This is a genomic window from Bradyrhizobium sp. CAR08 (genome assembly GCF_052871955.1).
The window spans coordinates 11,913-31,911 of sequence record NZ_JBIXJX010000020.1 but is presented as its reverse complement, the minus strand read 5'-3'; the positions used below and the strand labels follow the sequence as shown (position 1 = coordinate 31,911).

Genomic DNA, 19,999 nt, shown 5'->3' with positions numbered 1-19,999 from the left:
TCCTCGCTTCCCCTACCCCCGAAAATCAATGCTCCGCAGCACGATCCCCGGCGGGGTGCCTTCGAACTCCGTCGCCTGATATTTGCGTCCGGTGCAGGCTTCGATGCGTTCGCGCAGGCGCGTGAACTGCTCTTCGCGCTCGCTGGGCCGGGCGCGCGGGCCGCGCTCGAGGTCGTCCATGGCGGAGGTCGAGATCGCGCAGGCGATCTCCTTCGCGCCGTCCTGCATCGAGAACTGGACGATGCCGCGGTCCTGGTCGTGGGCGATGAAGCGGCTGCTGGTGAGCGTCATGGGGTACTCCTTTTGCGTCCGCGCGCTTGTGCGCGATGGCGCACGGGGGCGGCGTCGGTCAGCGTTGTCGAAGCACGCTGTGGCACAAGCGTGCAAAACAATGCACTTCGGTGGTTATGGGTCCCGGCCATCGCCGGGACGACGCCTGAGTGGCTCGCCGTCAGCCGTCGCCGTTCAGCCGTCGCCGTTGAGCCTTGCGAAATCGTCGAACAGGGCGGCCACCAGCGCGCGGTGGCGGGTGTCCTCGCTGGGCAGGCTCGCGGCATAGAGGTTGAGCAGATGGCGGGCCTTCACGGCGGCCTCCGGCCAGGACGTAGCCGGCACCGACATCATGCGGTTTTCGAGCTCGGCCTCGCGCTCGCGCAGCTCCCTGACCTGGGCCTCGACATCGGCCAGCGCGCGGCGCAGATCGGTTGCCTTCTGGGCGGCCATGCCGCGGTGGCTGTCGAGATCGACCGGAATTTCAGTCATTGGCGGCACTCGCGTCGATACGTTGGGCATCCGCCAGGTCGACCGAGCCGATCGACAGCATCTCCGTCGCACCGCGCACGCCTTCGGAGGGCACCGTGATCATGGTGGCGACGCGGCGATAGGACGCGAAGGACAGGCCCTCGATCATCTCCTCGTCGGTGACGACCTCATAGGCGCCGGCCGGCAATTGGCGCTCGAGGCCGCGGATGTGAAATGGATGCTTGAAGGTGATGGTTTCTCGCCGCGAGCGGATGGTCATGCGCGCCTGCCTTTCGCAAAGAAGGGGCCCCAACCGACACCAGCTGGTCACGACCATGCGCTTGTTGCCCGGCAATAGCCAGCATTATGTCAGCGCGGGCCGGGACTTAAGCGGCAAGCGCGGTGCTCGCGCGCGGCGTTTTAGTCCTCGCAATCGGCAGGACGCGGGCGTACGCTCGACCACGTCAGCGCAGCTCACGCAATTGCCGCGCGTCGATGTTGCGCTGCATCTTTCGCGCCTCGTGTGCGCGGCGCCGATCTTTCAATGGCTCGGGCGGGTGCATCGCGTAGCCCTGCCAGCGACCATTGCAGCGCCGATCTCGCACGCGGACGAACTCGAAACCCAGGAGGAGACGACGTCATGGCCAAGGGACAGCAACGCAGCAACCGCGAGACCAAGAAGCCGAAAAAGGACAAGATCAAGACCAGCGCCGCAGCGCCCAGCCGCAAGGATGCGGCGTGGCAACCGGAAATCGGTCAGAAGAAGAAGTAGCGGGCGGGCGCTGTTTTCCCTTCTCCCCTTGTGGAGAAAGTGGCGTAGGCGGCCTTTGGCCGCTGTTCTTGAAAACGCCGATGCTTCGCATCGGCTATGGCGCCGGATGAGGGGTCTGTCTCCGGGAGTTCTGACGCGAGAGATTCGCACGCGGAGAGAGACCCCTCACCCGGCTCGCCGCTTCGCGGCGATCCACCCTCTCCCACAAGGGGGGAGGGGAAGAAGCGCCATCTCCCTCTCCCCACGCTTTTCCGCTATACTCGCCCGGGTAGCATCAGCGGGAGGGGCATCCTGTGGATCACGAGCGCAACGCCGAGCATACATCCGAGCCGAAGAACCTCGTCATCTGCTGTGACGGCACCGGCAACGAGATCTCGGAGAACATCTCCAACGTCCTGAAGCTCTATCGCTGCCTGCGCAAGACCGACAAGACGCGGCCGCGGCAGCTGGTGTTCTACGATCCCGGGGTCGGCACGGTGACGGAGCCGTCGACGTGGCACCGCTGGAAAGCCAACGTCAATCTGGTGCTGGGGCTCGCCACCGGCTACGGGCTCGATGACAACACGCTGTCGGCCTATTGCTTCCTGGTCCAGCACTACGCGCCCGGCGACAGGATCTATCTGTTCGGTTTTTCGCGCGGTGCCTACACGGTTCGCGTGCTGGCGGGGCTGATCCACAAGATCGGCCTGATCTCGCCGGAGCAGGCCAACCTCGCAGGCAGTGGCCTCGTCGCCTACAAGCAATATTCCGGCACCGGGCGCGGCAACGATGTCAGCGACCTCATCGATGAGGGGTTTGACGACAGCGGGCCGCTGCCGAAAAACAAGTTCGATCTCGCCGCGCAGTTCGCACGCATCACCTCGTCGCGCTGGCCGACCATCCACTTCATCGGCGTCTGGGACACGGTGGCGAGCGTGATCGTGCCGCGCGCCGACCGGGGCTATTTGCCGAGCTTCGAGGAGCTCGCCTTCACGCTGCGCAATCCCAGCGTCAACATCTTCCGCCAGGCGATCGCCATCGACGAGCGGCGCTGCATGTTCCGCCTCAAGCAGTATGAGGAGCCGCAGGATTATTGGCGCAACCGCTTCGTGCCCGACGACAAGAAGGAGCCGCAGGACATTTTGCAGGTGTGGTTCGCCGGCGTGCATTGCGACGTGGGCGGCGGCTATCCGGAAGTCGAGAGCGGCGAGTCCAAATATCCGCTGCTCTGGATGATCGAGGAGGCGACCAAGGCCGGGCTGAACTTCAACCCGCGCACGGTGAACCAGCTCGCCTGGGGCATCCAGCGCAAGAACTCGCCGTTCCAATACGTGCCGCCGGCTTACACCGGCAAGACCGGCGAGCTGCATGATTCGATGACCGCGCCCTGGCGCGTGCTGGAGTATCTGCCGAAGAGCGCGACCTACAAGGAATGGCCGGCGCGGAAGGTGTTTCTCGGGTTCTACATCCCCGATTGCGAACCGCGCCTGATCCCCGAAGGCGCGCATGTGCATGAGAGCGTGGTGAAGCGGATGGCGGTGGAGCCGGGCTATCGGCCGGTGAATTTGCCGAAGGAGTATGTGACGGTGCCGATGCCGGCGCCGCCGGGTGTGGGGATGGCGGCGGAGGCGGGGGAGATCGTGGTGGGGTGAGGGCCTTCCCTTCTCCCCCTGTGGGAGAAGGTGGCATAGGCGGTCTTCGGCCGCCGTTCTTGAAAACGCCGATGCTTCGCATCGGCTATGGCGCCGGATGAGGGGTTGTCGCCGCGAACGCGAAAGCTTCGTATGCCGTGCGAGACCCCTCATCCGTCTCGCCACTTCGTGGCGATCCACCCTCTCCCACAAGGGGAGAGGGGGAAGCCTTCCCACCCCGCTACCGCCGCTTTCTCCACTCGCCGACACTTTTCATTAAAATTCTCCAGCCCGCCTTAGCCGGATCGAATCAACTCCTTGGCATCATCTCCCAGACCACCCGCGCCATCCGCGGAAATTGGAGGAGAGTGCCAATGCATCCGCGACGACATGCCCGTGTCAAGCCTGCGGGCCTCGTGTCCCGCCAGGCCAAGATCATCACCGACCCGCGCGCGCCGGTGATCCCCTGCACGCTGATCGACTATTCGCCGGGCGGCGCCTGCGTCGATCTCGGCGGCCAGGTGAAGATTCCCGATCGCTTCGAGCTGCTGCATGTGAACACGAAAAAACGCTGCCGGGTGGCGTGGAAGCGCGGCTCGAAGGTGGGCGTGGTGTTTTGACTCCTTCCAGCTGCTGAACAAGGCCGCGCTCCACACTCCGCTCGGCTCCCTCCCGCCTTGTGGGGGAGGGTTGGGGAGAGGGGTGGCCCAGCAAAAGGTGTTAGTTACGTGCGAAGCGATGGCAACAGAGTGTCGCTTCATTCGACAGAGCACGCCGTGTGGCTACCCCTCTCCCTAGCCCTCCCCCACAAGGGGGAGGGAACGCAGTGTACTTGCGGCGCGATCTCTCCCAACACAACAAATTCACGGCTTCCGCATCCGCGCCTTTGCGCCCGCGACGATCTGCATCGCGACGCCGGCGATCCAGCCGAACAAGGCGAACCAGCTCCAGGCGATGTGCGGATCGAGGCGGAGCACGATGATGGCGACGGAGGCGAGTGCGGTGAGCGTGGCGCAGAGCGTGCCGGCGGCGCTCAACAGTTCCGCGGCGTCGATGTCGCCGTGGGCCTCGTCGAACGGCAATTGCGGCGTGTCGATGCCGAGATAGAAGCCGACGAAGCCCAGCACCATCATCAGCAGCAGGAACCCCTCGGTGGTGAGCGCGGGGATCGCCGATCCCACATAAGCGCCGACAAACAGCCCGCACGCCGCGCCCGCCATCGCAAGGCCCACGCGCTCGATGACGTGGGCAGCTTTTCGAACACGAAATCGCATGGCGGGCCTCCGCGAGGCGTTGGACGCACGCGAGGTTAGGCCAGATTTGGGTGGGGTGGAAGCTGAGAGGGTTTACGGATGCGTGAGGCGGAACGGCACGGGACCAAAAGGTAAGCGGAGCAACGACCTTGGCGTGTGTCGCATGGCTGCCTCCCCATCCTCATGGCGAGCGCAGCGAAGCAATCCAGGATCTTTCCGCGGACACAGCCTGGATTGCTTCGTCGCAAGGGCTCCTCGCAATGACGAGTTTGCGGCGCGGTCCTCGCGCCAGACTCGCCTCTCTCACCGCGCCCCGAACGTGGTCTTGCCGAACAGCGCCTTCTGGGTCGAGGGCTGCGAGCGCCAGTATTGCGGCGGGGCTTCGACCTCGCCGCCGAGTTCGGCTGCGGCGTGCCAGGCCCAGCGCGGGTCGTAGAGCAAGCCGCGGGCGAGCGCGACCATGTCGGCCTTGCCGGATGCGACGATCTCTTCGGCCTGCTTCGGCTCGGTGATCAGGCCGACGGCGATGGTGGGCAAACCGGTCTCGCGCTTGATGGCCTCTGCAAACTGCACCTGATAGCCGGGGCCGAGTGCGATCTTCTGCAGCGGCGAGACGCCGCCGGAGGAGGCATCGATCCAGTCGACGCCGCGCGCCTTCAGCGCGTTTGCGAATGCGATGGTCTGCGCCAGGTCCCAGCCGCCCTCGACCCAGTCGGTCGACGACACCCGCATGCCGACCGGCTTGTCGTGCGGGAATACGGCGCGGACCGCGTCGTAGACCTCCAGCGGGAAGCGCATGCGGTTCTCGAGCGAGCCGCCATATTCGTCGGTGCGCCTGTTCGAGATCGGCGACAGGAATTGATGCAGGAGATAGCCGTGCGCGCCGTGCAGCTCGACCGCGTCAATGCCGATGCGATCGGCGCGCTTGGCGGCATCGACGAAGGCCTCGCGGATGCGCTTGAGGCCGGCGGCATCGAGCGCCAGCGGCGCGGCCTCGCCCTCCTTGTGCGGCAGCGCCGACGGCGCCACGGTCTGCCAGCCGCCCGCGTCCTGCGGAATCAGCTGGCCGCCGTCCCAGGGCCGCGCGCTGCTGGCTTTGCGGCCGGCATGCGCGAGCTGCATTGCGACGGCGGTCGAGGAATGTTTCCGCACCGAGGTGAGGATCTGCTTCAGCGCGGCCTCGGCGGCATCGCTGTAGAGCCCGAGGCAGCCCGGCGTGATGCGGCCGATCGCCTCGACATGGGTCGCCTCGATGCAGAACATCGCGGCGCCGGACAGGCTGAGATTGTTGATGTGGGTGAAGTGCCAGTCGGTGGGGACGCCGTCCTCGGCCGAATATTGGCACATCGGCGACACCACGATGCGGTTCTTCAAAGTCAGGCCGCGCAGCTTGATCGGGGAAAACAGGGCGCTCATGCGGGGGAGTTCCGGGATGGGGGGCAGGGAGTTGGAGAGAGTGTAGTGGGCGATGCGCCGATTGCCAGCCGCGCGGGGGGCATGGCGGCTCGCGGGGGATGCATTGCGGCCGCGCCGCCCTACTCCACCAGCGCGAACTGCAGCAGCAGGGTGCGCTGGAGCATCGAGAAATTGTCGTCCGACACCAATGTCAGCACGGTCTCGCCGTCAGCCGTGACGTGGGCGTCGATGCCTTCCATGTTGTCGATCTCGTGGCCGAGATCGGCCTTGAACAGCACGGGGCCGTCGACCAATGCGCCCGGCGCGATCGATTTCAGGGGGATCGCGCGGATGCGGATATCGACGCCGGTGAACCAGGAGAATTTGCGTTCGAGGATCAGGAGATCGCCCGAGGGCAGCAGCACCGCGTCGCTGATGAGCTGCTGGTCGGTGCGGCGAATGCTGAACTGGCCGGGTGTGGGGCCGCCGAGCAAAAATCCGATCAGATTGCCGTCGGCATCGAAGCCGCCCTCCGACAGCGCGATCAAGGTGCCCGCGAGCGGCTGCCCCTTTGGAACGAACACCAGCGCCTCGAGCCCCTTGTTGTAGGGCAGTTTGCGCACCGCCGGCGGGGTCGGCAGCACCTCGCCGCGCGCGCGTGTGCCGCCCTTCGCAAAATCGAACCGCATGATCTGGTTGACGCGCTCGAGCCCGACATAGACGAGGTCGCCGTCACGCGCGAGCGACTCGGTGTCGTACCACAGCCGCTTCTCCGTGATCGGCCGCCCCTCCGCATTGAGCACCGGCGCGGCCTCGACGTCGTCGAGACCCGTCATGCTCCGCCCGGAATAACGGATGCGACCGGTGAACCAGGTGCCCTGGTCGGAGATCGCGAGGAAGCGCTCGCCTTTGCTGTCGAGAAAGCGGAAGCCGGACAGGCCGCCGAAGCCGCGATGCGGCGAGGTCAGCACCAGGCCGCCGCGATAGTCCAGCGAACCGAACCGCGTGCGCGCGCGGTCGCGCGGCTCGAAATTGGGGATCGGCCGCGCGTTGACCTCGATGCCAACGGGCGCGGCGACGGCGTGCTCGATCAGCGCCGGCTTCGGCGCGGGCTGTGCCTGCGCCAGGCGAGACAGTACGAGAGTGGAAAATCCCGCCGCCGCGTGGCCGATGAAGCTGCGGCGGGATCGATGGTTGCTCACGAATGCAATTTGCGTCGCGGGCGGTTGGCCGGCTGCGTGGGCGCGGTGTTGGTCTCGCTGAACAGTTCGGCGAGTTTTTCGGTGATGGCGCCGCCGAGCTCTTCGGCGTCCACGATCGTCACCGCGCGGCGATAATAGCGCGTCACGTCATGGCCGATGCCGATCGCGATCAGCTCGACCGGCGAGCGGGTCTCGATCTCCTCGATGATGTGGCGCAGGTGCCGCTCGAGATAGTTGCCGGGATTGACCGACAGCGTGGAATCGTCGACCGGCGCGCCGTCCGAGATCATCATCAGGATCTTGCGCTGTTCGGGCCGGCCGAGCAGGCGCTTGTGCGCCCAGTCGAGCGCCTCGCCGTCGATGTTCTCCTTCAACAGCCCTTCGCGCATCATCAGGCCGAGGTTTTTCCGCGCACGACGCCAGGGGGCGTCCGCCGACTTGTAGATGATGTGGCGGAGATCGTTGAGGCGGCCGGGGCTGGCCGGCTTGCCGGCGGCAAGCCACGCCTCGCGCGATTGCCCGCCCTTCCAGGCGCGCGTGGTGAAGCCGAGAATCTCGACCTTGACGCCGCAACGCTCCAGCGTGCGGGCGAGGATGTCGGCGCAGGTCGCCGCGACCGTGATCGGCCGCCCGCGCATCGAGCCGGAATTGTCGAGCAGCAGCGTCACCACGGTATCGCGGAACGTCGCCTCCTTCTCGTGCATGAAGGACAGCGGGTGATAGGGATCCGTCACCACGCGCGACAGCCGCGCGGGGTCGAGAATGCCCTCTTCGAGATCGAACTCCCAGGCGCGGTTCTGCTGCGCCATCAAGCGCCTCTGCAGCCGGTTGGCGAGACGGGCGACGATGCCCTGCAGATGCGCGAGCTGCTTGTCGAGATAGGCGCGCAGCCGCTCCAGCTCGTCATGGTCGCAGAGGTCTTCGGCGGCGATGACCTCGTCGAACTTCGGCGCGAAGGCGTGATATTCCGGCCCGCGCGGCTCGTTCTTGCCGTGCGAATTCGGCCGCGTCGCCTCGCCCGGCGTCTCGTCGTCGCCGAGCTCGCCGTCGTCGAAGGTGTCGGAGGTCGAGGCCTGCGCGCTTTCCATCGCGCTCTCGCTCATCTCCTCGCTCGACGCCTGGGCCTGATCGGCGCTCATCTCCTGCGCGGCGTCGGAATCGGGCGAGCCCTCGGCGCCGGACTGATCGTTGTCGCCGTCCTGGTTCTCGTCGTTCTCGTCATTGTCTTCGCTGTCGGCGCTGCGCTCGTCGCCGATCTCGAGCGCCGTCAGCAGATCATGCACGGCATCGCCGAACCTGGTCTGGTCCTCGACCACGGTATCGAGCCGGTCGAGCCGCCTGCCGATCTTGTCTTCGAGAATAGGGCGCCAGAGATCGACCATCTTCTTGGCGGCCGTCGGCGGCGCCATGCCGGTCAGGCGCTCGCGCACCAGCATTGCCAGCGCGTCGGCGAGCGGCGCGTCGGCGCGATCGGTGATCTCGTCGAACTTGCCGCGATGGAAATGGTCGTCGAGCATCGCGGTGAGGTTTTTCGCAACGCCCGCCATGCGCCGCGCGCCGATCGCCTCGACACGGGCCTGCTCCACCGCCTCGAACACGCCGCGCGCCTGCGGATTGCCCGGCATCAGCTTGCGATGCACCTTCGGATCGTGACAGGCGAGCTTGAGCGCGATGGAATCGGCGTGGCCGCGCACGATGGCGGCATCACGCCTGGTCATCTTTCGCGCGGGCTCGGGCAGCCGCGCCTTGCCCGGCGCGAGCCCGGGACGCTCGGCGGCGAAGCTGACGTCGAGCTCGGGCGCCTTGGCGATCGCCTTCAGGCAGGAGGCCACCGAGCGCTTGAACGGCTCGGTCGGGGCTTCCTTGGTGTTGCGGAATTTGGAGTTGGAGGTGGTGCTCATCTCGCCCTTACCCGTCGTCCCCGCGAAGGCCGGGACCCATAACCGCCGGCAATCATTGCGTCAGGAGAAATTAGCAGCGTCGCTTCACAGAGAGACCTCGCGGTATGGGTCCCGGCCCCCGTGCGCAATTGCGCACTCGGCCGGGACGACACACCGAGAGCGATCAGCTGAGCGCCACGTTCACCGACGATTCCGGCAGCTCCGCGTTGAAGCAGCGCTGGTAGAACTCGGCGACGAGGGGACGTTCGAGCTCGTCGCATTTGTTGAGGAAGGTGACCCGGAACGCAAAGCCGATGTCGCTGAAGATGTCGGCGTTCTCCGCCCAGGTGATCACCGTGCGCGGGCTCATCACCGTCGACAGATCGCCATTGGCGAAGGCGTTGCGGGTGAGGTCGGCGAGGCGAACCATCTTGTTGACGATGTCGCGGCCCTCCGTGGTGCGATAGTGCTTGGCCTTGGCCAGCACGATCTCCACTTCCTCGTCATGGCTGAGATAGTTCAACGTGGTGACGATCGACCAGCGGTCCATCTGACCCTGGTTGATCTGCTGGGTGCCGTGATAGAGGCCCGAGGTGTCGCCGAGGCCGACGGTGTTGGCGGTCGAGAACATGCGGAATGCCGGATGCGGCTTGATCACCTTGTTCTGGTCGAGCAGCGTCAGCCGGCCGGAGACTTCCAGCACGCGCTGGATCACGAACATCACGTCCGGGCGGCCGGCGTCGTATTCGTCGAACACCAGCGCGACGTTATGCTGGAGCGCCCAGGGCAGGATGCCGTCGCGGAATTCGGTGACCTGCTTGCCGTCGCGGACCACGATCGAGTCCTTGCCGACGAGGTCGATACGGCTGATGTGGCTGTCGAGGTTGACGCGCACGCAGGGCCAGTTCAGTCGCGCAGCGACCTGCTCGATATGGGTGGATTTGCCGGTGCCGTGATAGCCCGTGACCATGACGCGGCGGTTGTGGGCGAAGCCGGCGAGAATGGCGAGCGTGGTGGCGCGGTCGAAGCGGTAATCGGAATCGACTTCGGGGACGTGAGGATCGACTTCGGAATAGGCGGGGACTTCGAGATCGCTGTCGATCCCGAACACCTGGCGCACCGACACCTTCATGTCGGGCAAACCGGAAACTTCCTCAACTTTGGACATCGCGGCGGTCGTCATCAATCCTCCGAGGTCCCGGGCGATCCCGAGACCAGTTATTGCACGTTGGCTGCGGCTGGGTGCTGTTGCGAACCTATCAGAGACAACGGGCGGGCAGAAGCCCGCCCCCCGATCAAAGTTCCGTTGTCTTTTCATTTAGATAGGCAAGGAACGCGATTTTTGGAAGGCTGCCCTGCGAATCACGCCTGAATTTCGTGCCGAAGGCACCGTCCTGCCGACGCGGGTGGCACTTTTACCGCCGCTCATTACTTATGTAGGGTCTGAATATAGGGTCCGAACCCCAAGGCCCAATCCCACCGCAGAGACGATGTGACGTCCTTTCTCGATCCCCTCATTTCATTCGTCTCGGCCCATGCGTGGCTGGCCTATCTGACCCTGTTTCTGGCGGCCCTGCTCGAGGCGGTTCCGGTGGTGGGGTCGGTCATCCCCGGCTCGACGATCATCCTGGCGCTGAGCGCCCTGGTCCCGGGCGGCGAGCTCAAGCTGCAATGGGTGTTGCTGGCGGCGGCGCTCGGCGCAGTGCTCGGCGATGGTTCGGCCTACTGGATCGGACACCGGCAACAACGGGAGATCCTCAACACCTGGCCGCTGACCAATTATCCGCGTGTGGTCGAACAGAGCGAGAATTTCTTCCACCGCTTCGGCACCTGGGCGGTGTTCTTCGCCCGCTTCGTGCCGCCGATCCGTGCCTTCGTCCCGGTCACGGCGGGCGCGCTCGGCATGCCCCCGGCCCGCTTCTACGCCATCAACATCCCGGCGATCCTGGTCTGGGCGCCGGCGCATGTGCTGCCGGGCGTTTTGGCGGTGTCGGCCCTGCACGAATATGCCGGGCTGCCGCACCATGGGCATCCGTATAAGCATATGTGGATTTTGACCGTGGTCGGCGTGGCAATCGTCGTAGGCCTGGCGGTTTGGATCTATCGCCGCCGGAACGGCGGCGGCGTGGCGGTGGCGAAGCCGCGAGGGTGATAGCGTCGAGCGGCGCACTGCGGTTTGGGGACTTCGCAACGTGGCGGCCCTTGCCTCCAAGCCGTAACGCGTTACATTGTAACGCGTTACATGGGATCGTTTCCAATGACTGCACCCGCTGAAAGAATGAAAATGATGCGCCAGCGGAGGCGGCTGCGGGGCTTGCGCGAACTGCGCCTCGTCGTAGCTGATGCTCGCTCGCGGTCAGTTCGACGACGGGTGGCGAAGCAAGTTGCCAGCCTCGACCCCGATCGCGAGCGCAACGCGCTGCAGTGGATCGAGTCGGTCTCCGAGTTTGATGCAGATGCAACGCGGTGACGTCGTGACCGTCGCTGCAACGGGCGACTATGGCAAACCCCGCCCGGCGGTCATCGTGCAGAGCGACGCTTTCCCTGAAACTCATGCCTCCGTCGTGATCTGCCAGTTGACTTCCGAACTGGCGCACGCCCCGGATTTTCGGGTGACTATCGAGCCAACCCGCGAAAATGGATTACGACTGAGATCGCAGGCGATGGCCGACAAGCCGATCACCGTGAGACGCGAACGGATCGGACAGAAGATCGGGCGCCTCGGCAGCCAGGATATGGCGCGGATTGGGATTGCTTTGGCGTTCGTGTTAGGGCTTGCGGATTGATCAGGTACCCGAGCACGGGCTTCCGCCAGGACGACCGCAGCAGCGATCCTAGCTAGCAGCGCCTCCCCTCCGCCCCGGTGCCGGCCCGACATACCTCGCCCGGGGCCTGATCAGCTTGCCGAACTGCAACTGCTCGCTCGCATGTGCGATCCAGCCGACGCTGCGGGCCATCGCGAACAGGGCGAGCTCGCTGCCGCCAGGCAGGCGCAGCGCGTGCACGAGCACCGCGAGCGCGTAGTCGATATTGACGAGTTCGCCGGTCGCCTCCGCGATCCGCTCGGGCACCTCCTTGGTGAATTTGCGCGGTGCGCCTGCGCGAGAGAGCGCGTTGAGCAGCGATTGCGCGCGCCGATCGCCCCGCTTGTAGACGCCGTGACCGAAGCCGGCAAAGCGTTCGCCGAGCGCGACACGCTCCCGGACCATTGGCTCGACGTCACGATCGACCAGTGCCTTGACGAGCTGCGAGGCGAGCACGCCGGCACCGCCGTGCTTCGGTCCCTTCAGCGCGGCGAGGCCGGCGATGACGGAATCATAAAGATTAAGACCGGTCGAGGCTGCGCAACGCGCGGTGAAGGTGGACGCGTTCAACTCATGCTCGGCGAGCAGAACCAGCGCGCGGCGTATGAGATCGGCCGCGTGCTTGTTGTCGGGAGCCCAGGCACTGGCGATCTGCTGGTGCAGCGGCTCGGCGGACGGCTCCGTATTGAGCATGGTCGCGACCAGGAGCCGGACGATGCGCGCACCGACCATCGCACGTCCATCATGCGCGCGGGTGAAGGCGCGGGGATCGGCGCTCGATGCGAGCGCCAGCACGGCAATGGCGCGATCGATCGGCGCGGCGCGCCGCGCGGCCTGCGCGATCAGGCGCATCTCATCGGACACCGCGGGAAAATTGTCCGGCGCAAAGGGATCGACGCCGGAGACGTCCCACAGAAGCGTCGCCGTGTGCTCCAGCGTGTCGTTCTCCGCGAGATCGACGCAATTGACGCCGCGATAGATCGCGCCCTCCTCGGTGATGGTGGAGATCTCCGTGTCCATGACCGGCAGATCGGCATCGAAGCTGCGCAGGCCGCGCGGCTCCGGCGACGGCACCCGACGCTCCTTCAGCGCCCGGACGTCCTCGGCGCGATAGCGGTTCTTGCGCGAGTCGGGCGTCGGCTCGGAGCGGACCAGGCCGCGGCTGACATAGGCGTAGAGCGTGGCCGGCGAGATCGCGAGCTCGGCGGCGGCTTCCCGGGCGGAGAGGTAGAGACCTTCCGAATTTTTCATATTGATTAATGTAATCAAGATTGATCAATCTGTCGAGAGGCCTGATCTTTGGCTGGTGCAAAGGAGATTTGGGCCATGAACATCCACCTCACCAAGAGCCAGATCGGGCTGGACGGCGTTCCCGCGGCCGAAACCGTGCTGAGCCATGTCGACGGCGAGCGCGGCGAGTTGATCATCGCCGGCGAGCATGTTGGCCGACTGGCGAGCCAGTCGAGCTTTGAGGGCGTCACCGCCCGGCTCTGGAACGGCGCCAGCACGACCACGCTGAGCGAAGCCGATGTGCGCGCGAGCCTGGGCGCCGCACGCGAGCGCGCCTTCGCGCGGCTGGATGAGCTGCTGCCGGCAACGCGCGGCATGGGCATCATCGACGGATTTCGCGCGGCGGTCGCGGGAGTTCGCGCCGAGCACGGGCTCGCCCATGAGGCGACGATCGTCGGCGCATTCCCGGTGATTGCGGGCGCGCTCGTCCGCCGGGCTAGGGGTCTCGATCCCGTGGCGCCCGATCCGAACGTGAGCCAGGCTGCCGATACGCTTCGCATGCTGCACGGGCGCGCGCCCGAACCACGCGAGGTCAGGGCGCTGGACGCCTATCTCGTGACCGCCAGCGACCACGGCATGAACGCCTCGACCTTCACCGCGCGCGTGGTGGCCTCAACGCACGCAGATCTGTTTGCCGCCGTCACCGCCGGCTATTGCGCGCTGACGGGTCCGCTGCATGGCGGCGCGCCGGAGCCGGTGCTGGAAATGCTCGACGCGATCGGCTCGCGCGAGCGCATCCAGCCCTGGGTGGACGCGGCACTCGCCCGCGGCGAGCGAATGATGGGCTTCGGCCACCGCGTCTATCGCGTGCGCGATCCCCGCGCCGACGTGCTCAAGACCGCGATCGAGGCGCTGGCCTCGGACGGCGCCGACCTGCCGTTTGCCGGCGAGGTCGAGGCCTATATCCGCGCAGCCTTGCGCAAGAAGAATCCGGACCGGCCGCTGGAGACCAATGTGGAGTTCTTCACCGCGATCCTGCTCGATGCGCTGGCGATTCCGAGGCAGGCCTTCACGCCGATCTTCGCCGTGGCGCGCGCAGCCGGCTGGACGGCGCATGCGCGGGAGCAGCAGCGGACCGGGCGGCTGATCCGGCCGAGCTCGTCATATGTGGGCGCGATGCCGAAGGCGTAGGGAATGCGTAGCCCGGAGCGCGTGCTTCCCCTCTCCCCTTGCGGGAGAGGGTGGCTCGCCGCAAAGCGGCGAGACGGGTGAGGGGTTGTCTCGACACCCTCATATCTTGCAGTTGAATTCGCCGAGAGAAACCCCTCATCCGGCGCTTCGCGCCACCTTCTCCCGCAAGGGGAGAAGGGAAGAAAGCGCGCGCGAAGCCTACGCCTCGCGCACCACTGTCTTCAGATAATTATACGCCTTGATGATTTCGATCAGGCGATCCTCGGTGGAGCGGTCGCCACCGTTGGCATCGGGGTGGTGCTGCTTCACCAGCGCCTTGTACTTGGACTTGACGTCGGCGAGCGTGGACTCGGGGGCGAGGCCCATCACCTGAAGCGCCTTGCGCTCGGCGTTCATGATCTTGCGCGTCTCGGCCTTGGGCGCGGCCTGCGGGCCGGCGCGCCAGCCGGTGCGGCCGTTCAGCTCCTGGAACATGCTGAACGGATCGAAGGCGCCGTCGATCTCGGCCTCGGCGCCCTTCTTGACGCCGCCATTGGCGCCCATCTTCCAGGTCGGACGATGACCGGTCAGCGCATCTTTCTGATAGCGCGCGACAGCGTCGGCATTCATGCCGGAGAAAAAATTGTAGTTCTGGTTGTACTCGCGCACGTGGTTCAGGCAGAAGTGCCAGTACTCACGCTGATTGTCGCGACCCTTGGGCGCACGATGCGCGCCCTTGTTCTGACACCCGGTCCATTCGCAATTGACCACGGCGTCGCGCGGCTTCACCTCCGGCTGCTTGCCTTTCGGCTTGATCCGGATGGAGTCGAAGAACTTTGATGAATCGATCGGCATGGCTGACTTTGACTACGCAATGCAAAAACCTTCAAGTCTTGACATTGCAATTAGCTGAAAAGCATAGCCGAAACTATGCTGAGGCGTCCTTGAACGGCCGCTAGAGGCGGCCTATCCAATACGGAGAGCGATCTCGCACCGTAATGACCCAGATGGCCATCAGAGACACTATCAGCAACAAGTTGCAGGAAGCTTTCACGCCGGAAAGCCTGCAAGTCGTCGACGAGTCACATTTGCATGAGGGCCACGCCGGCCATCGGCCGAGCGGCGAGACGCACTTTCGGGTTTATATTGTGTCTTCCGCCTTCAAAGGGAAGAGCCGGGTCGATCGCCACCGCATGATAAATTCGGCGCTGGCCGCGGAACTCTCCGGCAGCGTGCACGCGCTGGCGATCCACGCGCAAGCGCCGGGAGAAGGCGGCAGCTAGCTCGCCGATGCGGCTGTCATGCCCGCAAAGGCGGGCATCCAGTACTCCGAGGCGGCGCGGCTAGAATCGAGCCGCTGCGGCTTACTGGATCGTCCGCCCCAGTGCGCAAGCGCGCACAAGGCGGACGATGACAGCTACCGCTTCAAAACGACGTCCCCGCCCGCCGCCGCTTGGCTTCCTCCATTTCCGTCTCGCGCGGCACCGGTGAAATACGGAGCGCGGTGATGCGGTTGCGTTCGCGGCGGAGGACGCGGAAGCGGAAGCCGTGAAAGGTGAAACTCTGGCCGCGGTCGGGGATCGAGCGCGCCTCGTGAATGACGAGGCCGGCGACCGTCGTTGCCTCTTCGTCGGGCAGGTGCCAGTCCATGGCGCGGTTGAGATCGCGGATCGGGACCGAGCCGTCGACGACGACCGAGCCGTCCGGCTGGGCGCGCACGCCCGCGACCACGACGTCATGCTCGTCGGAGATGTCGCCGACGATCTCTTCCAGAATGTCTTCCAGCGTCACGAGGCCTTCAACTTCGCCGTACTCGTCGACGACCAGGGCGAAATGAGTCTTGCGGCGGCGGAACGCCTTGAGCTGCTCGGAGACGGGCCGCATTTCCGGCACGAACCAGGGCGGCAGCGCGATGGTCGAGACGTCGATGCGCGAGGTGTCGCCGTCGGACGCGCGGATCGCGCGCAGCAGATCCTTGGCGTGGAGCACGCCGATGATGTTTTCCGGTTTCTCGCGCCACAGCGGGATGCGGGTGTATTCGGCCGCCAGCACCTCGCGCACCAGATCCTCCGGCGGCAGGTCGGCGTTGATCATCGTCATCTCGGTGCGATGGATCATGACGTCGGAGACCTGGAGCTCGCGCAGATCGAGCAGCCCGCCGAGCATGTCGCGGTCGTGCTTCTCAAACTTGCCTTCATGATGCAGCAGGTCGACCGCGCCGCGGAGGCGCTCGGTCGGCGACAGGATCGCCTGGTGCTCGCCGGCAAGGCCAAACAGGCGCATCAACAGCCGCACGATGACTTCCACGATCCGCAGCAGCGGCCCCAGCACGTACATCGTCAGCCGCATCGGGCGCGCGACCGCGAGCGCCATACGGTCGGGCGCGTTGATCGCGATGGTCTTGGGCAGCACCTCGGCGAAGATCACGACCAGTGCGGTCATCAAGCCGGTGGCATAGAGCACGCCGACGTCGCCGAACCAGGCCGTGAAAATGCTGGTGGCCAGGGCGGATGCACTGATATTGGCGATGTTGTTGCCGAGCAGCAGGGCGCCGATCAGGCGCTCGCGCATGTCGAGCAGCTGCGAAACCACGTCGGCGTCGCGATTACCCTGCTTGGAGAGCCGCAGCATGCTGGCGCGCGAGGCGCCCGTCAGTGCGGTCTCGCTCGCGGCGAAGAAGCCGGAGACCAGCAGGCAGAGAATGACGATGGTGAATCCGAGCCAATCCATGAACCACTCTGGTTTCTTGTTTTGACGCGTTACTTACGCGAACCGGTACCCACTTCGCGCGAAAACGCTGTAGCGCCGTTCAGCCTCGCGTCATGCCTTTTGCGCGAGCTTGTCCTTCAGGAAGTCGCGCACCGGAGCCGGCTCGACGTTCTTCACGGCGACGGCCCGCCCCACGGCCTCCAGCAGGATGAAGGTGAGCCTGCCGCGCTCGACCTTCTTGTCCTGCGCCATCAGCGTCATCAGCGCGTCGGCATCGGCAAGCCCCTCCTGCGCGAAGCCCGCGATGTCCTGCAAGCGCGTCGGCAAGCCGGCGTCAATGAGGTGACGCTCGACTCGCATCGCATCGGCTTCGCCGATCATGCCGAGCTTCGCCGAAAACTGCGCCGCCAGCGTCATGCCGATCGAAACGCCCTCGCCGTGAAACAGGCGGTCGGAGAAGCCGGTCGCGGCTTCTAGTGCATGGCCGAACGTGTGGCCGAGATTGAGCAGCGCACGCTCGCCGGTCTCGCGCTCGTCGCGCGAGACGACGCCGGCCTTGGCGCGGCAGGAGGTCGCGATCGCATGCTCGCGCGCCGAACCGCCTTTGGAGATGTCGGAATGGTTGTTCTCGAGCCAGGCGAAGAAGGCCTCGTCGCCGAGCACGCCGTATTTGGCGACCTCGGCATAGCCGGCGCGAAACTGCCGCGGCGACAACGTGTCGAGCACGGCGGTGTCGGCGATCACAAGCACCGGCTGGTGGAAGGCGCCGAGCAGATTCTTGCCCTGCGGCGAGTTGATGCCGGTCTTGCCGCCGACGGAGGAATCGACCTGCGCCAGCAGCGAGGTCGGCACCTGCACGAAGTCGACGCCGCGACGCAGGATCGCCGCCGCAAAGCCGGCGAGATCGCCGACCACGCCGCCGCCGAGCGCGATGACGAGATCGTTGCGCTCGATCTTGGCGGCGATCAGGGCTTCGCTGACCTTTTCGAGCCCGGCATAGGTCTTGGAGATCTCGCCTTCCTCGACGACGATGCGCGATGTCGGAACGCCGCTGGCTGCGAGGGACGCCTCGGCGGGTTCGAGCCAGTATTTCGCGACGGTGCGATCCGTCACGATCGCGGTGCGCACGCCGGGGCGCAGGCGCGCGACGCGTTCGCCGAGCGAGGCCAGCACGCCGCGGCCGATGACGATGTCATAGGCGCGATTCCCCAGCGCGACCTCGACATTGACGGGATCTGAATGTTTCAAAGGCGCGGTCATCGTGCGGCACTCGCGACGTCGGCTGGTGGCGGGGACGCCCGTTCGCCGCAAAGATGCGCGCGCAGCGTCTCGATGGTCTCCTCAACGATCTTGTCGTGCGGCACGTCGCGCGAGGCGATGGTGAGGTCGGCATGGCCGTAGACCGGCTCGCGCTCGGTGAGCAGGCGCGTCACGGTTCCTTCGGGATCGGCGGTCTGGAGCAGCGGACGGTCGGCGCGCCGGCGCACACGGCGCATGATGACGTCATGATCGGCCTTGAGCCAGATCGAGATCGCCTTCGCGGCGATGCGGGCCCGCGTCTCCTCGCGCATGAAGGCGCCGCCGCCGGTCGCCAGCACGATGGGACCGCCGTCAAGCAGACGCGCGATCACGCGGGCCTCGCCGTCGCGGAAATGCGGCTCGCCATGACGCTCGAAGATTTCCGGTATGGTCATGCCGGCCGCCGCCTCGATCTCGGTGTCGGCATCGACGAAGGGCAGCTTGAGCCGGAGAGCCATGCGGCGGCCGATGGTGGATTTGCCCACCCCCATCATGCCGACGAGCACGATCGAGCGCGTCCCCAGCGCCGACAGGATGTCGGCCTCGGGCGAGGCTTGGATCGGCAACGCGGCGTCGGGCATTTGTCTCGCTCGAATGGGTCTCGCTCGATCTGCCGCCAATGGCGGCATCCTTTGGCCACCTATACGACCCCGCAGGGGCCCTCGCCAGAGGACTCTTGCCACGAAACGGCGAACGTGTTGGATGATTTCATTGGTTAATTTGCCCGCCAAGCCCCTGACCGAGACCCTCTCCGAGATCCTGCCGATGCCCAGCCTGTTCCGCTTCCTGACGGTCGTCGCCGTGATCGCCGGCATCGTCTATGGCGTGGTCTTCGCGCTGGCGAACTTCGTCAATCCCAAGCCGCGGGAAATGACGGTGACGATCCCGCCGGATAAGTTTCTCAAGAAATAGCAGCTAGGCTGCGGGCATGCGTGCCAGATCTTCCGATAACAAGTCCTCAGACACAAAACTCACCGGCCTGTTCCTCGACATGCTCGCGGCGGAACAGGGCGCCGGCCCCAATACGCTCGACGCCTATCGCCGCGACCTCACCGACTTCTCCGAGTTTCTCGGCCGCGTCGGCCATGCATTCGCGGACGCGGAAACACAGACGCTGCGCGACTATCTCGCCGATCTCGACACGCGCGGCTTCAAGTCCACCAGCGTCGCGCGACGGCTATCGGCGATGCGGCATCTCTATCGCTTCCTCCTGAACGAACGCATCAGAACCGACGATCCCGCGGCGATCCTGTCCGGGCCGAAGCGTGGCCGCGGCCTGCCGAAGGTGCTGTCGATTGCCGATGTCGACCGCATGCTCCGCCGCGCCAAGGAATTGAGCGAGGCGGAGGATGCTTCGCTCTCGAAACGGCTGCGCGCCCTGAGACTCTATTGTCTGCTCGAGGTGCTCTACGCCACCGGCCTGCGCGTCTCCGAACTGGTGGCGCTGCCACGTACGGCCGCGAAGCGCGACGCCCGCATGATCGTGGTGCGCGGCAAGGGCAACAAGGAACGGCTGGTGCCGCTCAACGAGGCCTCGCGCCAGGCGATGGCCGATTATCTCGCGGCGACGGAGGCGGCCAAGGACAACAACAAGACCGACAAGAAGAACCGCGTGGCGGCCTCCAAATGGTTGTTCCCCTCGTTCGGCGAGAGCGGGCATCTGACGCGGCAGCATTTTGCCCGCGACTTGAAGGAGCTCGCGGTCGCTTCGGGCCTGCAGGCCCGGCTGGTCTCCCCCCACGTGCTGCGCCACGCCTTCGCCAGCCACCTGCTGCACAACGGGGCCGATTTGCGCATCGTGCAGACGCTGCTCGGCCACACCGACATCTCGACGACCCAGATCTACACCCACGTGGTCGAGGAGCGGCTGAAGAGCCTGGTCCGCGACCTGCACCCGCTGGCGGAGAAATAGTTGCTGCCGTAGCTGCAGTAGC

General features: G+C 65.8%; 23 protein-coding genes. 10 read left to right on the top strand and 13 right to left on the bottom strand.

Features of this window, described 5'->3' with window-relative positions:
• Nucleotides 1–12: 12 nt before the first annotated feature.
• The 3 genes from ACIPUD_RS32065 to ACIPUD_RS32055 all read right to left on the bottom strand — a co-directional run bounded on the left by ACIPUD_RS32065 (nt 13) and on the right by ACIPUD_RS32055 (nt 1,021).
• On the bottom strand, nt 13–291 hold the full coding sequence (locus ACIPUD_RS32065; RefSeq protein WP_018452941.1) for a DUF1488 family protein: 279 nt from the start codon (nt 289–291) through the stop codon (nt 13–15).
• Nucleotides 292–465: 174 nt separating this feature from the next.
• The gene (locus ACIPUD_RS32060; RefSeq protein WP_085351639.1) at nt 466–762 is read right to left on the bottom strand and encodes a hypothetical protein; all 297 of its coding nucleotides are present in this window, start codon (nt 760–762) and stop codon (nt 466–468) included.
• A complete protein-coding gene (locus tag ACIPUD_RS32055; RefSeq protein ID WP_377791081.1) occupies nt 755–1,021 on the bottom strand; it encodes a hypothetical protein in 267 nt (88 codons plus the stop codon). Before ACIPUD_RS32055 ends, ACIPUD_RS32060 begins: the two co-directional genes overlap by 8 nt.
• A 360-nt stretch (nt 1,022–1,381) precedes the next feature.
• Between ACIPUD_RS32055 and ACIPUD_RS32050 the strand changes: the two genes are divergently transcribed.
• The 3 genes from ACIPUD_RS32050 (at nt 1,382) to ACIPUD_RS32040 (ending at nt 3,743) form a co-directional block, all read left to right on the top strand.
• Nucleotides 1,382–1,513: a hypothetical protein gene (locus ACIPUD_RS32050; protein ID WP_007599247.1), complete on the top strand. Its 132-nt coding sequence runs from the start codon at nt 1,382–1,384 to the stop codon at nt 1,511–1,513.
• A 293-nt stretch (nt 1,514–1,806) separates the two neighbouring features.
• Nucleotides 1,807–3,144, top strand: coding sequence for a DUF2235 domain-containing protein (locus ACIPUD_RS32045; RefSeq protein ID WP_446482243.1), 1,338 nt, complete (start codon nt 1,807–1,809; stop codon nt 3,142–3,144).
• Between the two features lie 353 nt (nt 3,145–3,497).
• A complete protein-coding gene (locus ACIPUD_RS32040; RefSeq protein ID WP_027515169.1) occupies nt 3,498–3,743 on the top strand; it encodes a PilZ domain-containing protein in 246 nt (81 codons plus the stop codon).
• Nucleotides 3,744–3,986: 243 nt separating this feature from the next.
• Here the strand turns inward: ACIPUD_RS32040 and ACIPUD_RS32035 are convergent, their stop codons facing one another.
• The 5 genes from ACIPUD_RS32035 to cobS form a co-directional block, all read right to left on the bottom strand.
• A complete protein-coding gene (locus ACIPUD_RS32035) occupies nt 3,987–4,397 on the bottom strand; it encodes a hypothetical protein (protein WP_026232425.1) in 411 nt (136 codons plus the stop codon).
• A gap of 282 nt (nt 4,398–4,679) precedes the next feature.
• Nucleotides 4,680–5,792: an NADH:flavin oxidoreductase/NADH oxidase gene (locus ACIPUD_RS32030; RefSeq protein WP_018452936.1), complete on the bottom strand. Its 1,113-nt coding sequence runs from the start codon at nt 5,790–5,792 to the stop codon at nt 4,680–4,682.
• Between the two features lie 119 nt (nt 5,793–5,911).
• Nucleotides 5,912–6,973, bottom strand: a complete 1,062-nt coding sequence (locus ACIPUD_RS32025; RefSeq protein ID WP_446482242.1) for an esterase-like activity of phytase family protein — start codon at nt 6,971–6,973, stop codon at nt 5,912–5,914.
• Nucleotides 6,970–8,874 (bottom strand): cobaltochelatase subunit CobT, encoded by a 1,905-nt coding sequence (gene cobT / locus ACIPUD_RS32020; protein ID WP_018452934.1) that lies wholly within the window; start codon nt 8,872–8,874, stop codon nt 6,970–6,972. Before cobT ends, ACIPUD_RS32025 begins: the two co-directional genes overlap by 4 nt.
• Nucleotides 8,875–9,037: 163 nt before the next feature.
• Nucleotides 9,038–10,036, bottom strand: a complete 999-nt coding sequence (gene cobS, locus ACIPUD_RS32015) for a cobaltochelatase subunit CobS (protein ID WP_018452933.1) — start codon at nt 10,034–10,036, stop codon at nt 9,038–9,040.
• Nucleotides 10,037–10,345: 309 nt separating this feature from the next.
• On the opposite strand from cobS, the gene ACIPUD_RS32010 reads away from it, so the two are divergent.
• From ACIPUD_RS32010 to ACIPUD_RS32000, 3 genes are all read left to right on the top strand, one after another.
• Nucleotides 10,346–11,005, top strand: a complete 660-nt coding sequence (locus tag ACIPUD_RS32010) for a DedA family protein (RefSeq protein ID WP_018452932.1) — start codon at nt 10,346–10,348, stop codon at nt 11,003–11,005.
• 105 nt (nt 11,006–11,110) lie between these two features.
• Nucleotides 11,111–11,323, top strand: coding sequence for an antitoxin MazE-like protein (locus ACIPUD_RS32005; protein WP_143273843.1), 213 nt, complete (start codon nt 11,111–11,113; stop codon nt 11,321–11,323).
• Entirely contained in the window at nt 11,310–11,639 is a 330-nt protein-coding gene (locus ACIPUD_RS32000; RefSeq protein WP_026232424.1) for a type II toxin-antitoxin system PemK/MazF family toxin, read from the top strand. Before ACIPUD_RS32005 ends, ACIPUD_RS32000 begins: the two co-directional genes overlap by 14 nt.
• Nucleotides 11,640–11,687: 48 nt before the next feature.
• Here the strand turns inward: ACIPUD_RS32000 and ACIPUD_RS31995 are convergent, their stop codons facing one another.
• Nucleotides 11,688–12,908 (bottom strand): citrate/2-methylcitrate synthase, encoded by a 1,221-nt coding sequence (locus ACIPUD_RS31995; RefSeq protein WP_085358851.1) that lies wholly within the window; start codon nt 12,906–12,908, stop codon nt 11,688–11,690.
• A gap of 75 nt (nt 12,909–12,983) precedes the next feature.
• On the opposite strand from ACIPUD_RS31995, the gene ACIPUD_RS31990 reads away from it, so the two are divergent.
• Complete coding sequence (locus tag ACIPUD_RS31990; protein ID WP_018452928.1) at nt 12,984–14,078, top strand: citrate synthase/methylcitrate synthase; 1,095 nt, start codon at nt 12,984–12,986, stop codon at nt 14,076–14,078.
• A 198-nt stretch (nt 14,079–14,276) separates the two neighbouring features.
• Here ACIPUD_RS31990 and ACIPUD_RS31985 read toward each other — a convergent pair whose 3' ends face one another.
• Nucleotides 14,277–14,912 carry a J domain-containing protein gene (locus tag ACIPUD_RS31985; RefSeq protein WP_018452927.1) on the bottom strand — a complete coding sequence of 212 codons (636 nt, stop codon included), beginning with the start codon at nt 14,910–14,912 and terminating at the stop codon, nt 14,277–14,279.
• Nucleotides 14,913–15,064: 152 nt separating this feature from the next.
• On the opposite strand from ACIPUD_RS31985, the gene ACIPUD_RS31980 reads away from it, so the two are divergent.
• Nucleotides 15,065–15,340: a BolA family protein gene (locus tag ACIPUD_RS31980; RefSeq protein ID WP_026232423.1), complete on the top strand. Its 276-nt coding sequence runs from the start codon at nt 15,065–15,067 to the stop codon at nt 15,338–15,340.
• A 142-nt stretch (nt 15,341–15,482) separates the two neighbouring features.
• Here the strand turns inward: ACIPUD_RS31980 and ACIPUD_RS31975 are convergent, their stop codons facing one another.
• The 3 genes from ACIPUD_RS31975 to ACIPUD_RS31965 all read right to left on the bottom strand — a co-directional run bounded on the left by ACIPUD_RS31975 (nt 15,483) and on the right by ACIPUD_RS31965 (nt 18,646).
• Nucleotides 15,483–16,787, bottom strand: a complete 1,305-nt coding sequence (locus ACIPUD_RS31975) for an HlyC/CorC family transporter (RefSeq protein WP_018452925.1) — start codon at nt 16,785–16,787, stop codon at nt 15,483–15,485.
• A gap of 90 nt (nt 16,788–16,877) precedes the next feature.
• Entirely contained in the window at nt 16,878–18,026 is a 1,149-nt protein-coding gene (aroB, locus tag ACIPUD_RS31970; protein ID WP_247299191.1) for a 3-dehydroquinate synthase, read from the bottom strand.
• Nucleotides 18,023–18,646, bottom strand: a complete 624-nt coding sequence (locus tag ACIPUD_RS31965) for a shikimate kinase (RefSeq protein ID WP_018452923.1) — start codon at nt 18,644–18,646, stop codon at nt 18,023–18,025. The genes aroB and ACIPUD_RS31965 overlap by 4 nt, the downstream gene beginning before the upstream one ends.
• Before the next feature lie 184 nt (nt 18,647–18,830).
• On the opposite strand from ACIPUD_RS31965, the gene ACIPUD_RS31960 reads away from it, so the two are divergent.
• Both ACIPUD_RS31960 and xerD read left to right on the top strand, forming a co-directional pair.
• Nucleotides 18,831–18,977 carry a hypothetical protein gene (locus ACIPUD_RS31960; RefSeq protein WP_035669499.1) on the top strand — a complete coding sequence of 49 codons (147 nt, stop codon included), beginning with the start codon at nt 18,831–18,833 and terminating at the stop codon, nt 18,975–18,977.
• Between the two features lie 16 nt (nt 18,978–18,993).
• Nucleotides 18,994–19,977 carry a site-specific tyrosine recombinase XerD gene (gene xerD / locus ACIPUD_RS31955; protein ID WP_018452921.1) on the top strand — a complete coding sequence of 328 codons (984 nt, stop codon included), beginning with the start codon at nt 18,994–18,996 and terminating at the stop codon, nt 19,975–19,977.
• Nucleotides 19,978–19,999 lie beyond the last annotated feature (22 nt).

Bases quoted from the DNA above. Each gene is read 5' to 3' on its own strand.
- ACIPUD_RS32065 (WP_018452941.1), bottom strand. From the start codon at position 291: ATGACGCTCACCAGCAGCCGCTTCATCGCCCACGACCAGGACCGCGGC.
- ACIPUD_RS32060 (WP_085351639.1), bottom strand. From the start codon at position 762: ATGACTGAAATTCCGGTCGATCTCGACAGCCACCGCGGCATGGCCGCC.
- ACIPUD_RS32055 (WP_377791081.1), bottom strand. From the start codon at position 1,021: ATGACCATCCGCTCGCGGCGAGAAACCATCACCTTCAAGCATCCATTT.
- ACIPUD_RS32050 (WP_007599247.1), top strand. From the start codon at position 1,382: ATGGCCAAGGGACAGCAACGCAGCAACCGCGAGACCAAGAAGCCGAAA.
- ACIPUD_RS32040 (WP_027515169.1), top strand. From the start codon at position 3,498: ATGCATCCGCGACGACATGCCCGTGTCAAGCCTGCGGGCCTCGTGTCC.
- ACIPUD_RS32035 (WP_026232425.1), bottom strand. From the start codon at position 4,397: ATGCGATTTCGTGTTCGAAAAGCTGCCCACGTCATCGAGCGCGTGGGC.
- ACIPUD_RS32030 (WP_018452936.1), bottom strand. From the start codon at position 5,792: ATGAGCGCCCTGTTTTCCCCGATCAAGCTGCGCGGCCTGACTTTGAAG.
- cobT (WP_018452934.1), bottom strand. From the start codon at position 8,874: ATGAGCACCACCTCCAACTCCAAATTCCGCAACACCAAGGAAGCCCCG.
- cobS (WP_018452933.1), bottom strand. From the start codon at position 10,036: ATGACGACCGCCGCGATGTCCAAAGTTGAGGAAGTTTCCGGTTTGCCC.
- ACIPUD_RS32005 (WP_143273843.1), top strand. From the start codon at position 11,111: ATGACTGCACCCGCTGAAAGAATGAAAATGATGCGCCAGCGGAGGCGG.
- ACIPUD_RS32000 (WP_026232424.1), top strand. From the start codon at position 11,310: ATGCAACGCGGTGACGTCGTGACCGTCGCTGCAACGGGCGACTATGGC.
- ACIPUD_RS31995 (WP_085358851.1), bottom strand. From the start codon at position 12,908: ATGAAAAATTCGGAAGGTCTCTACCTCTCCGCCCGGGAAGCCGCCGCC.
- ACIPUD_RS31990 (WP_018452928.1), top strand. From the start codon at position 12,984: ATGAACATCCACCTCACCAAGAGCCAGATCGGGCTGGACGGCGTTCCC.
- ACIPUD_RS31985 (WP_018452927.1), bottom strand. From the start codon at position 14,912: ATGCCGATCGATTCATCAAAGTTCTTCGACTCCATCCGGATCAAGCCG.
- ACIPUD_RS31980 (WP_026232423.1), top strand. From the start codon at position 15,065: ATGGCCATCAGAGACACTATCAGCAACAAGTTGCAGGAAGCTTTCACG.
- ACIPUD_RS31975 (WP_018452925.1), bottom strand. From the start codon at position 16,787: ATGGATTGGCTCGGATTCACCATCGTCATTCTCTGCCTGCTGGTCTCC.
- aroB (WP_247299191.1), bottom strand. From the start codon at position 18,026: ATGACCGCGCCTTTGAAACATTCAGATCCCGTCAATGTCGAGGTCGCG.
- ACIPUD_RS31965 (WP_018452923.1), bottom strand. From the start codon at position 18,646: ATGCCCGACGCCGCGTTGCCGATCCAAGCCTCGCCCGAGGCCGACATC.
- ACIPUD_RS31960 (WP_035669499.1), top strand. From the start codon at position 18,831: ATGCCCAGCCTGTTCCGCTTCCTGACGGTCGTCGCCGTGATCGCCGGC.
- xerD (WP_018452921.1), top strand. From the start codon at position 18,994: ATGCGTGCCAGATCTTCCGATAACAAGTCCTCAGACACAAAACTCACC.